Below are 13106 nucleotides of genomic sequence, written 5' to 3'. Positions count from 1 at the left end.
CATTGAGTTTTTCGAATTACTTACGCGTTGATTTTTTTAGGATATTAGTATGTTTGATAGCACTTTATAGTGGGGTGTTACAGGGTCAGGACAATCAAACTGTTCGGGATTCTACAAGTACTACATTTTCTTTGGGAGCATTGTCTTTACCAGATCCGAATAGTATTGTAACCAAGTATGAATACGATCCGATTACGAATCGATATATCTATCGGGAGAAACTTGGGGATTTTAATGTGAGGTATCCTATTTTCTTAACACCATCAGAATACGAAGCATTAGTAGAACAAGAGCAACGAAGAGCTTATTTTAAAGAAAAAATTGAAGCTTTTAGTGGTAAAAAAGATGGTAGTGAAGAGAAAAGAAAGAATTTACTTCCTATTTTTTATGTTAATTCTAATTTCTTCGAATCTGTTTTTGGAGGAAATGAAATTGAAATTATCCCTCAGGGATCTGTAGAAATAGATTTAGGATTACTTTATACAAAACAAGATAATCCCGCTTTTTCACCTCGTAACCGAAGTAATTTTACATTCGACTTTGATCAAAGAATCAGTCTAAGTTTGCTGGGTAAAATAGGAACTAGGCTGCAGGTAACAGCTAATTATGATACAGAATCTACTTTCGACTTTCAGAATCAATTAAAATTAGAATATACGCCTACAGAAGATGATATTATCCAAAGTATTGAGGTAGGTAATGTAAGTATGCCATTGAACAGCACATTGATCCAGGGAGCACAAAGTCTTTTTGGAGTTAAAATGGGACTACAATTTGGGCGAACCACTATTACCGGGGTGTATTCTGAACAGCGCTCTGAAACAAGATCTGTAAATGTAGAAGGAGGAGGGACCGTAGAAGATTTTGAGCTTTTTGCTTTAGATTATGACGAAAATCGACATTTCTTTTTATCACATTATTTTAGAGATACATATAATACTTCTTTGGCAAGTTATCCTTTTATTAATAATAATATACAGATAACCAGGATCGAAGTATGGGTAACCAATAGAGCAACAAGTGCACAGACCTTGACTAATGCACGTAATATTGTAGCGCTTCAGGATATAGGAGAAGCACCAGATACGGGTAATTTTACTATACCCGCTTCTTTATTTAATACAGGAGCAGGAGCTTTTCCTGATAATAGTAACAATGATCTGGATCCAACAACTATTGGTCCTGCAGGACCTGTTACTGATGCAGTGCGACAAGTACCTACTGTGCAACAAGGGTTTATTGGCGCAATAGCTAATTTTAATGAAGGATTTGATTATGCTATTTTAGAAAATGCAAGAAAATTAAACCAAAGCGAGTATACGCTAAATACCCAATTAGGATATATCTCTTTAAATCAGAAGTTGAATAATGATGAAGTTTTGGCAGTTGCATATCAGTATACCAGAAATGGAGAGGTTTTTCAGGTTGGTGAATTCGCAAATGATGGAGTAGATGCAACTATAGGAGATAATACAGGGGGAGCTATAGATGCAGGATCAAGTCAAAGTTTAGTAGTTAAGATGCTTAAAAGCCCGATTGTTAATGTGACATTGCCAATATGGGATCTGATGATGAAGAACATCTATAGTACAGGGGCATTTAGACTAGAGCAAAATGATTTTAGATTAAATATTTTATATTCAAACCCCTCTCCAGTAAATTATATTACGGCAGCAGAAGGATCATCGGTAGCACTACCAAGTGATGTAGAGCAGACGACATTACTTAAAGTTTTTAATCTGGATCGTCTTAACCCTAATAATGATCCGGTACAAGGAGGAGATGGTTTTTTTGATTATGTGCCAGGGGTTACCATTGATTCACAAAACGGTCGCATTATTTTTACTACTATAGAACCCTTTGGGGAACATCTCTTTGATAAACTCGATAATGGACCTGTGGGGGCAAATTATACCAATCCTAATTCGTATAATCCCAATCAAGCAAAATACGTTTTTCGCGATTTATACACACAAACTAAAGTTGTAGCAGAACAGAAATCTGCTGATAAGAATTACTTTCAATTAAAAGGAAAATATAAATCTTCTGGTCAGGATGGAATCCCTTTGGGAGCATTTAATGTACCTCAAGGTTCTGTAACTGTTACTGCAGGAGGAAGAACTTTGCAGGAAGGGGTAGATTATACAGTGAATTATCAATTGGGAAGAGTAAATATTTTGGATGAAGCATTGCTGTCTTCTAATACACCTATCCAGGTTTCTACAGAGAATAACGCTGTTTTTGGTCAGCAAACAAAACGTTTTACAGGATTAAATATAGAGCATAAATTTAGTGACGACTTTATTATAGGAGGAACCTATTTAAACCTGAATGAAAGACCAATTACTCAAAAATCTAATTATGATTTTGAGCCTATTAATAATACAATACTAGGGTTTAATGTAGCGTATTCTACAGAAGTTCCTTTCTTAACCAGGATGGTGAATAAACTCCCTAATATAGATACAGATGTACCTTCTAATGTTTCGGTTAGAGCAGAAGGAGCTTATTTGGTTGCCGGGGCGCCAAGAGGAGCTAATTTTGATGGTAAAGTAACCACGTATATAGATGATTTTGAAGGAGCACAGACCAGAATAGATGTAAGTTCGCCATTGTCATGGGAGCTCTCTAGTGTACCTATTGGTTTTGGCGATCCTAGTAATCCTAACAGTGATGTTGTTGTTGATGGTATAGAATCAGGATATCAAAGAGCAAAATTGTCGTGGTATTCTATTGATCCGATCTTTTATAGTAATGGAAGACCAAGTGGGGTATCCGAGCAGGATTTGGCTTCTAACGCTACCAGAAGAGTGTTTATTGATGAGATTTTTCCAGAGACCGATATAGCACAAGGGCAAACCTTGGCATTATTTACATTAGATCTTAATTATAGACCAGGACAGAGAGGACAATATAATTTTAATCCTGCATATGCACCTGGAAGTTCATTACCACAACCCGATTCAAGAAATAATTTTGGAGGAATTACCAGACAGTTAACATCTACTAATTTTGAGCAAGCTAATGTAGAATTTATTGAATTTTGGTTGATGGATCCTTTTGAATATGATGACGTAAGTAATCCTGGAGGTACCATCGTGTTTAATTTAGGGAATATTAGTGAAGATGTGCTAAAAGATGGTAGGAAACAATATGAAAATGGATTACCTAAAGGAGGTGTTGGTAGTGTAGTAGATACAGACTATGGACGAGTTCCTGTAAATCAATCCTTGATCTATGCTTTTGATTCTGATGGTCAGGATAGAATAGACCAAGATGCTGGATTTGACGGTTTGGGAGATCAGGATGAAAAACAAAAACCAGAATATGCTGCATTCCAATCTTTAGATGATCCTTCTGGAGATAATTATACCTATTTCCTTCAGGCGGGAGGAACTATTCTGGAACGATATGACAAGTATAATGGTACAGAAGGTAACTCACCGACTAATGTGTCTAATGATGATCGAGGAAATACTACATTCCCTACTGCAGAAGATGTAAATAGGGATAATACCATGAATACTATTAATAGTTATTATGAGTATGAGATTCCAATTTTTAGAGGAATGGGAGTAGGTAATGATGGCGGGACTGGATTTATATCGGATGTTTCACCTCCGGGTCTCACAGCTCGAGTATCTGGTCAAGATATCCCTGTACGTTGGGTGAGATTTAAAATACCTATTTATAACCCTACCAGATCTATAAATATTAATGATTTTAGATCTATTCGATTTATGAGGATGTATCTTACTGGTTTTGCAGAGCCCACTTTATTGCGATTTGGTAGTCTTGATTTGGTAAGAGGGGATTATAGAAGATATGTTGTAGAAGGTAATACCACAAATGATCCAACAAATGGTCTTAATGTAACAGGTAATAGTGATGTAATTGTGACTTCGGTAAGTGCAGAGGAAACCCCGAATTATGTGACGCCACCTGGGGTTGTGCGAGAGCAGTTAAATAACAATAATAATATTATAAGAGATGATGAGCGATCATTGGCACTTACAGTAAATAATCTACAATCTGGTGATGCCCGTGGGGTGTATAAGAATTTCAATGTTGATATGCGTCAGTATGAAAATCTTGAAATGTTTTTGCATGCAGAATCGCTTCCCGAACCTACAATCCCAATTCAGGATGGAGATCTAAAAGCTTTTATAAGAATGGGTAATGATTTTACCAATAATTTCTATCAGATAGAATTACCATTAGCCGTTTCTGATCGCAATGATGGTAGTCAGAATGGTGCATGGCCAGAAAATAATCGATTAAGCCTTCCTTTAGAATTTCTTCAGCAAATAAAATCTAATGTATTAGGAGATGATGCTCTTAGTGTAAATGATCTTAATTTCTTTACAGGTCCTAATAACCTTAGAGTGGGGATTAAGGGTAATCCTAATTTTGGAGATGTACGAGTGATGATGGTGGGTGTTAAAAATGATAGCGGTAGTGATCAATCAGGAACAGTTTGGTTTAATGAAATGCGCCTAAGTGACCTTAAAAACAGAGGAGGTTGGGCTGCTGTAGGTAGTCTAGACGCTAATATTGCAGATTTTGCAAATGTTAGTGCATCAGGAAGAATTAGTACTATTGGATTCGGGGGGATTGAGCAAGGGCCTAATGAACGAAGTAGAGAAGATGTTAAGCAATATGATGTAACCACTAATGTTAATTTAGGGCAATTGCTACCTAAGAAATGGGGAATGCAAATACCATTTAATTATAGCCGTGGAGAAGAGTTGATTACTCCGCAATTTGATCCCGAATTTCAAGATATAGAGCTTCAGGATCGATTAGATCGCGAAACTGACCCTGTTGAAAAAGAACGTATAGAAAAACAATCAACAGAGTATACAAAAAGGCAAAGTTTTAATGTTATCGGATTACGTAAAGAGAGAACGGGAGATGGCAAACCGATGCCTTATGATGTAGAAAATTTTGCATTCTCGGGAACTTACAATCAAACAGATCATCGGGATTTTGAGATAGAAAAATCATTAGATCAAAATGTAAAACTGGGAGGTACTTATGATTTTAGTTTTCAACCAAAAGAAGTAGAACCTTTTAAGAAAGTTAAGTTCTTAGGCAAGAGTAAATATTTTGATCTCATCAAAGATTTTAATGTGAACCTACTTCCTACGAGCATCTCGGTAAACTCTAATATCAATAGACAATATAATGAGCAGGTTTTTAGAGATATTACTTTAGGGCCGGATGATATTAGGTTGCCAACGTTGTATCAGCGTAATTTCCTTTTTGATTGGCAATATGGAGTTAATTATAATTTGACTAAGTCTTTAAATTTTAATTTTACTTCTGCTAATAATCGCATTGTTAAAAACTTTATTGATGAAAATAACGAAGTTGATAATACCATAGATGTATGGAGTGGTTTTTTTGATATAGGAGATCCTAATACGCATAGTCAACAGCTTCAGGTTAATTATGAAGTTCCCTTTAATAAGGTACCGGTGTTTAAATTTATACGTGCGACATATTCGTATAATGCAGATTTCCAATGGGTAAAAGGAAGTGAGGCTTTAAAGACTTTAGAAGGTATTCCAGATTTAGGAAATACAGTTCAGAACGCTAATGTGCATACATTAAACGGTTCATTGGATATGAATACGTTGTACAAATATGCAGGATTAACCAAAGTAAAACCAGGAAGAAAAAACGCAAAAAAGAAGAATAAAGATTCGAAAGATAAAAAAGAAGGAGATCGAGCACCTGGAAGCCCACAAAAAAATAAAGTTAAAAGAGGTAGAAGTAAGCTAAGTGTTGGTGATAAAGCATATAATACACTCATTGGGTTAGTTACCGCAGTGAAAAAGGTAAATGTAAATTACCAACAAGATAGTGGTATTTTCCTTCCTGGGTATACCAGAGAACCTGGTTTTGTAGGGACGCTTAAGCCAACAGTTGGGTTTACTTTTGGTAGCCAATCTGATATTCGAGATCTTGCTGCACGTAACGGATGGCTTACATTATATCAAGAGTTTAATCAACAATATCAAGAAGTAGAAGGAAAACAGCTTAATATACAAGCTTCTCTAGGGTTGCTAAAAGGGCTTAAAATTGATATTAGTGCCAATAGAAACTCTTCTCAAACTTATACTGAAAACTATCGGGTGAATACAAATTCTGACGGTAGTATTTTTACTGATGATCCATATCAATCGCTTACCGGAAATACCTTTGGTAATTTTACAATTTCAACAGTACTGGTTAAAACCGCGTTTAAAAAGAGTGATGAGTTTTCATCAGAAGCGTTCGATAAATTTAGGGAAAACCGATTGATTATTGCCAGACGATTAGCGATAGAGAGAGGGAATAATCCAAATGTTGATAGTGATGGAGATGGTTTTCCAGATGGTTACGGAAGAACGAATCAAGCGGTATTGTTACCTGCGTTCTTAGCAGCTTATACCGGAGGAAACCCAGAAAAAGTAAAAAAAGGAGCTTTTAGAGATATTCCACTACCTAACTGGGATGTAAAATATACAGGTTTAATGAATATAAAATGGTTTAAGAAACGTTTTAAAAGATTTTCTGTAGCCCATGGGTATCGAGCTAATTATACTATTAATCAATTTCAAACCAACCTTGAATTTGGTAAAAGTGAATTTGATGAGGCAAATAACTACAGAAACCCAGAGTTGTATTCTAATGTTAATTTAACAGAGCAATTTAGTCCGCTGGTTCGATTAGATATGGAAATGAAAAACTCGATCAAAATCCTTGCAGAATGGAAAAAAGATAGAGCATTATCATTAAGTTTTGATAATAATCTACTTACCGAAATTCAAGGAAATGAATATATCATTGGACTAGGATATAGATTAAAAGACCTTACGTTTGTAACTAAAATAGCAGGAAGAAAAAAAGTGATAAAAAGTGATCTAAACCTAAGAGCTGATTTGTCGCTACGTCAAAATGAAACGCTGATTAGATACCTTGACTTGGATAATACTCAGATAACGGCAGGACAAGATATTTATGGAATAAAGTTTACGACAGATTATTCCCTAAGTAAAAACTTAACAGCGTTATTGTTTTATGACCATACCTTTTCTAAATATTCTATTTCTACAGCATTTCCTCAGACCACAATTAGAGGAGGGTTTACGTTAAGGTATAATTTTGGGAATTAAGATTTTGCAATTACCTTTTGTTTAAGGCAGTGTGTTGTTGTTTTTTTTATAATTTTTTATCGGGTTTTCTCAAAATTTAATAAAATAGATTTATTTTCGTCATCATAATATTAACAACTCATAAATTTTTTTGAAATGAATACTCCTGGAGATTTAAAATATACCAAAGATCACGAATGGATCAAAGTTGAAGGTGATATTGCAACTATAGGTATTACTGATTTTGCACAAAGCGAATTAGGTGATATTGTTTATGTAGAAGTAGAAACAGTTGGTGAAGAGCTAGAAGAACAAGAGGTTTTTGGTACTGTAGAAGCAGTAAAAACGGTATCAGATCTATTTTTACCATTAACGGGTGAAATTATCGAATTTAATGAAGCTTTAGAGAATGAGCCAGAACTGGTAAATAGCGATCCTTATGGAGCTGGTTGGATGGTAAAAGTTAAAATATCTGATATTTCGCAAGTTGACGATTTGTTATTATCTGCAGATGAATATAAAGAGGTTGTTGGGGCATAACACCCTTTTTGTCCTGGTTGTAGTATTAACCGCTTTGGTAACCTGGGCGTCGCTGGCAAAATTTATAAACCCGGTCACATTTACAATGGAAGGGAGTGATAAAATAGGTCATTTTATTGCATACTTTACTTTGACTATAGCATGGGCTTTGTTTTTCTTTTTTTCAGAAAAGATGAATAAAAATTTAAAACAGAGTTTGATTACTACTTCGGTTATATGCATCCTATATGGTGTCTTGATGGAAGTATTACAAGCACTTTTAACAACATATCGTAGTTCTGATTGGTATGATATAGTTGCAAATACGAGTGGTACAATTTTTGCAGTACTTGTTTTTGTAGTGTTTAAAAATAGAATATTAAGATTTAAACAAAATAAGCAGGAAGTCAGGTAGATACAGCCTTGTTTTTACTGAAAAGTAGATAACATAAAAGTTAAAAAACTTATTTTTTGTTTTACATTTTAATCTTTAGTTGGAAATTACAAAAGAAATTAGCTATTTTAGCAATCCTATAACGATTATATAATATGGAACCAAAGAAAAATCCAAAAGCAGATTTAACTAAGAAAAGCATCTTATTCCTTCAATTAGGACTTATTTTAGTTCTTTTTATAACATGGCAAGGAATAGAATGGAAAACCTATGATAGAACCAATATAGATATAGGTCAGGTTAATCTGGATGAGTTGGAAGAAGAAGATGTGCCAATTACGCAGAATCTTAATACACCTCCTCCACCTCCACCTCCACCACCTGCACCAGAAATTATTGATGTAGTAGAGGATGAGGAAGAAGTAGAGGAAACTATTATCGAATCTACAGAAACGAATCAAGAAGAAGAGATTGTTGAGGTAGAGGAAATCGAAGATACAGATGAAGAAGAAGTAATTGCTGATGTACCATTTGCAGTTATCGAGAATGTGCCAATCTTTCCTGGTTGTGAGAATGCAGGAAACAATGCAGCTAAAAAGAAATGTATGAGTGATAAGGTTAAGAAGTTTGTTAACCGTAAATTTAATACAGAAATTGGAAGTGAATTAGGTCTTACAGGTGTTAATAGAATCTATGTGAGATTTAAAATTGATAGAGGTGGTAATATTGTTGGTGTTCAGGCAAGAGCTCCGCACCCAAGATTACAAAAAGAAGCACAAAGAGTAGTTAAGTTATTACCTAAAATGACTCCAGGAAAACAAAGAGGAAAAGCAGTAGGTGTACTGTATTCTTTACCAATAGTTTTTCAGGTACAGGACTAGAAAGGAAATATCTTTATATAAAATATTCGAATCCCGTTTACATTACGTAAACGGGATTCTTTTTTTGGTATGCTTGTTGATTTAGATTAATTGTAACGTTAAAACTAAATATTATGAGTAACAAGCACAATGCTAATGTACAAAAAAGTACATTGGTAAATTTTCAGATTGGACTTATAGCAAGTCTTTTATTTACCTATGTAATGTTTGAGGTGTATACCGCTACGCCGATAATTAATGATAGTGATATTGATCTTACAATTGAGGAGCCCGATGTAGATTGGGACGGGGTTTACAAAATTTATGAAGAGCCCAAACCAAAAGAAGTTGCAAGAAAGTCTACTAAACCTGTAGTAATCCCAGAGCAATTTAAGGTTATTGATAATGACACTAAAATAACTGACCCGGATAAGGTGTTTAAAAATAAACCCATCGAATCTACACCAATCGACCCTAGTTCTATTATCGATGCTGATCCTGTTGATGAAGACCCACCTTTTTTTGATTTTGTAAAAGTAGAGTCGGTTCCTGTTTTTCCTGGTTGTGAAACATTAGGAACTAATAAAGAAAAAGCAGCTTGTTTTTCTGAGAAAATTAGAAAAATCGTTTCCAGAAAATTTAATACAGGATTAGGAGAAAAATATGGTTTAACAGGAGTGCAAAGAATCTATACTCAGTTTGATGTTGATGCCGATGGAATGATTAAAAATATTCAGGTTAGAGCAGCACATCCAAAATTAAAAAAAGAAGCACAAAGAGTGATTAACTTGTTTCCACAGATGACTCCAGGTAAACAAAGAGGTAGAGCTGTAACTGTAAAGTATCAGTTACCAATTGTTTTTAAAATACAGAACTAAAAATAAAAGCCTGTTGATCATAACAGCAGGCTTTTCTAATCGATTTTTTTATTTTGTGAGACTGGTGTAGATTGTTTTTCGCATACGTTCTGAGTTAATGAACCCATCGCCATATCCTTTTGCATCATAGGTTGCGGTAAGCGAAGTGTTTTTTGTAATGTCTTCTTCAGATTTCCCTGCTTTGATTTCTTTTTGAATACTACTGGTGATTTCGTTTAGCATTTCCAAAAATGTTTCCAAATCTTTTTTTGTTGCCAATTTTCCGTGTCCGGGAATAATTTTGGTGTCATCATTTGCAATAAGTAATGCTTTTTCTGATGCTTTTATATACCCTTTGATGCTTCCGCCAGATTTTAAATCTATATAAGGATACCGTCCATTAAAAAAAGTATCTCCCATGTGTAATACATTTCCATTTACAAAATAGATAAGAGCATCTCCGTCGGTATGAGCATTGTGTACATGAAATGCCTTCACGTTTTCATCTTTGAAATATAATTGTAACCCTTCGTTAAATGTAATTACAGGTAAGGATGAAGGGATAATACGCCCTTTTTTCTTTTGCCCTTTTTCCATTCGAGATCTCACATTTTTTTGAGCAAAGATGGTAGCGCCTTGATTTGTCATATTTTCATTTCCGCCGGTATGGTCTCCATGATAATGTGTATTGATCACCATAGTAACGGGCAAATCACTTATGGTTTTTAGGTTAGAGAGAATTTTGTCAGATAATCTTGCAAATTGATCATCTATGATAAACAATCCTTTTTCGTTTTTAAAAACACCAATATTACCTCCTCGACCGGTTAACATATAAATATGATCAGACAATGGGTCTATGGTGATTTTGACTTCTTTGTCTTGAGCATTAGCAGTAAAGAAAAGTGTAGATACTACAAGAATCAGTAATTTTTTCATTAGAGATGATTTTATGTGGTTTTTATAATGATTTGTCGTGAATGAAGCATGAAAATTACGTCTAACTATCGAATTGAAAGTTATAACGTTATGGAGAAAATATTTTTAGTATAACTATGGGTTATTGGGTATAAAAAAAGATAATGCTTTTAGTATTTGAGGAATAAGTAGATTTGACTAAGCCGTCTGAATTTGTCCCTTTAATCTGATTATTATACCTAACAGTGTACTTATGATATCTTTAAGGTGCTTGTCTTATGCTATTATCTGCTTGTTTTTATGTAATAAATTATTTTGTCAATGGACTCAGGATGCAGATGGATGGACAATATTGAACCAGAGTTCAGATTCCCGGGTTATATATGTGAGTAGTTCTGATGGGAATGATACTAATGATGGTTTAAGTGAAACATCTCCCAAAGCTACAATAGCAGCGGCCTATACGTTGCTTAGGGATGAATACCCAGATTGGTTACTTCTTAAAAGAGGTGACACTTTTAATGAAACCTTTGGGTTATGGAATAAATCTGGACGCAGTAGAAACGAACCCATGGTAATTAATACTTATGGTGATGCATCAACGAGGCCAATAATAAATATAGGATCGAATGGATATGGATTAGGTACACTTGATCCCGGAACAACTGACCCTACAACGAATCCTGTAGAATTTTTTGCGATGGTAGGGGTAGAGTTTTATGGCAATGCTGATGTTTCCGGGAATGGAGGTACTGGGCTACAATTATTAAAAAGCTGTATAGATTGGCTTATAGAAGATTGTAAGGTTACCAATTGTTATTTGGGAGTAGTTATTCAGGCATATCAGGGTAGACATACCAATATGACGCTTAGGCGTAATGTTGTTGCTCATAATTTTACCACTGAAGGTGGGCATTCCCAAGGTGCATACTGTTATGGGGTAGATGGACTAACTATGGATGAATGTGTTTTTTACCATAATGGATGGAGTGAAACCGTGAATGGGGCAAACCCAAATATTTTTAGGCGTAACCTGTATATTGATAATGGAAATACTGGATTTGTTTTTAGAAATAATATAGTGACTGGTGGTGCATCAGGAGGCATGCAGGCTCGTTGTGGAGGTATTGTAGAGAATAATATTTTTGCATGGAATCCTGTATCTCTTATGTATGGGGGAGGAAATTCACCTGAAGTAGGAGGGGTAGAAGGTAGGGTTACTAATAATATAATATTAGAATGCCGAGATATTGATGCTATGACCCCTAGAGGATTTGGTATATGGATAGCCAATATAAAAGATGTACTGGTTAGTGATAATATATTGATGAATAATCTCGATGCGGGAGGCCCTCGAGGTATCTTTATTGATGGAGGGATTAGAGGGTTAGATGGTTTGCCTTCTCCTATACAAAGAGCCGATGTTACTAATAATATTATTTATAATTTCAGATCAGGGATTGTATACCCTGCTGGGCCAGAAGATATAATAGATGTTAACATATCTAACAATGTGATTCAGGAAAGCGATCCCAATATCACGCTAATTGAACATTATATTGATAATAGCTACCAGAACGTTACTGCTTCAAACAATAAATACTATCATAGTACTCGCGATTTCTCAAGATTAGTACGAGTAAATGCGCAATTCATGAGCATATCCGATTACAATGCACTTATAGAAGACACAAGTTCTACTGTAGAACAGGTAAGTTATTCTGATCCTGATCGAACTATAGGTAGTTATCACGCTTCTTTAGGAAGAACAGCAACAATCCATGCATTTATGGAGGAAGCTATATTGCAATCTAAACATAATTGGAGACAGGAGTATACTTATGAGCAAACAGCATGTTATTTCCGTTCAGGATTCGATCTGGTCGCTGATTGTTCTACATCAGATATTGTGTCTCCCACAATCACTTGTATTTCTGATCAAAATTTAGATTGTAGCACGAATATAATACCGGATTATACCGCACTGGTTATAGTTATCGATAATGTAGATCCAAACCCAGAAGTAACACAATATCCTGCAGTAGGTTCTCCTTTTGTAGATGGTATGACAATCACAATAACCGCTACAGATGCCAGCGATAACAGCTCTAGTTGCTTTTTTGTAATTGAAGGTCAGGGTCCTGATTGTACAGATACCGAAGCTCCTGTAATAGCTTGTCCTTCGGATCAGGAATTAGATTGTAGCACTACCACAATTCCGGATTATACAGCAATGGTTACGACCACAGATGACACTGACCCTAATCCAGTGATCACCCAAGATCCGGTTTCAGGTTCTTCTTTTGTAGATGGCATGACAATCACAATGACCGCTACAGACGCCAGTGATAATAGTTCGAATTGTTCCTTTGTGGTTAATCAACATGATGAATCGATAGAAGCAGGAGAAGATGAA

At 35.2% G+C, this 13106-nt stretch carries 7 protein-coding genes; 6 read left to right on the top strand and 1 reads right to left on the bottom strand.

Annotated elements, in window-relative coordinates; genetic code table 11:
* The first annotated feature begins 2 nt into the window (after positions 1-2).
* The 5 genes from sov to Z053_RS0120475 all read left to right on the top strand — a co-directional run bounded on the left by sov (position 3) and on the right by Z053_RS0120475 (position 9793).
* Positions 3-7163, top strand: a complete 7161-nt coding sequence (sov, locus tag Z053_RS0120495) for a T9SS outer membrane translocon Sov/SprA (protein WP_456059084.1) — start codon at positions 3-5, stop codon at positions 7161-7163.
* A 135-nt stretch (positions 7164-7298) separates the two neighbouring features.
* Positions 7299-7682, top strand: a complete 384-nt coding sequence (gene gcvH / locus Z053_RS0120490; RefSeq protein ID WP_025666840.1) for a glycine cleavage system protein GcvH — start codon at positions 7299-7301, stop codon at positions 7680-7682.
* Positions 7654-8076 carry a VanZ family protein gene (locus Z053_RS29040; RefSeq protein ID WP_025666839.1) on the top strand — a complete coding sequence of 141 codons (423 nt, stop codon included), beginning with the start codon at positions 7654-7656 and terminating at the stop codon, positions 8074-8076. Before gcvH ends, Z053_RS29040 begins: the two co-directional genes overlap by 29 nt.
* 134 nt (positions 8077-8210) lie before the next feature.
* On the top strand, positions 8211-8936 hold the full coding sequence (locus tag Z053_RS0120480; RefSeq protein WP_025666838.1) for an energy transducer TonB: 726 nt from the start codon (positions 8211-8213) through the stop codon (positions 8934-8936).
* A gap of 113 nt (positions 8937-9049) precedes the next feature.
* The gene (locus Z053_RS0120475; RefSeq protein ID WP_025666837.1) at positions 9050-9793 is read left to right on the top strand and encodes an energy transducer TonB; all 744 of its coding nucleotides are present in this window, start codon (positions 9050-9052) and stop codon (positions 9791-9793) included.
* Between the two features lie 48 nt (positions 9794-9841).
* Here Z053_RS0120475 and Z053_RS0120470 read toward each other — a convergent pair whose 3' ends face one another.
* Positions 9842-10711 (bottom strand): MBL fold metallo-hydrolase, encoded by an 870-nt coding sequence (locus Z053_RS0120470; protein ID WP_025666836.1) that lies wholly within the window; start codon positions 10709-10711, stop codon positions 9842-9844.
* A 232-nt stretch (positions 10712-10943) separates the two neighbouring features.
* Between Z053_RS0120470 and Z053_RS29035 the strand changes: the two genes are divergently transcribed.
* A partial coding sequence (locus tag Z053_RS29035; RefSeq protein ID WP_152538357.1) for a right-handed parallel beta-helix repeat-containing protein occupies positions 10944-13106 on the top strand: 2163 nt, incomplete at its 3' end.

The sequence above is a fragment of the Aquimarina megaterium XH134 genome (assembly GCF_000520975.1).
Classification (GTDB): Bacteria; Bacteroidota; Bacteroidia; order Flavobacteriales; family Flavobacteriaceae; genus Aquimarina; species Aquimarina megaterium.
Note: the sequence above shows the minus strand (reverse complement) of the source record. Positions and strands in the feature narration are given on the sequence as shown.

Excerpts from the sequence above, each read along its gene's own strand:
- gcvH (WP_025666840.1), top strand. The coding sequence starts at position 7,299 with ATGAATACTCCTGGAGATTTAAAATATACCAAAGATCACGAATGGATC.
- Z053_RS29040 (WP_025666839.1), top strand. The coding sequence starts at position 7,654 with ATGAATATAAAGAGGTTGTTGGGGCATAACACCCTTTTTGTCCTGGTT.
- Z053_RS0120480 (WP_025666838.1), top strand. The coding sequence starts at position 8,211 with ATGGAACCAAAGAAAAATCCAAAAGCAGATTTAACTAAGAAAAGCATC.
- Z053_RS0120475 (WP_025666837.1), top strand. The coding sequence starts at position 9,050 with ATGAGTAACAAGCACAATGCTAATGTACAAAAAAGTACATTGGTAAAT.
- Z053_RS0120470 (WP_025666836.1), bottom strand. The coding sequence starts at position 10,711 with ATGAAAAAATTACTGATTCTTGTAGTATCTACACTTTTCTTTACTGCT.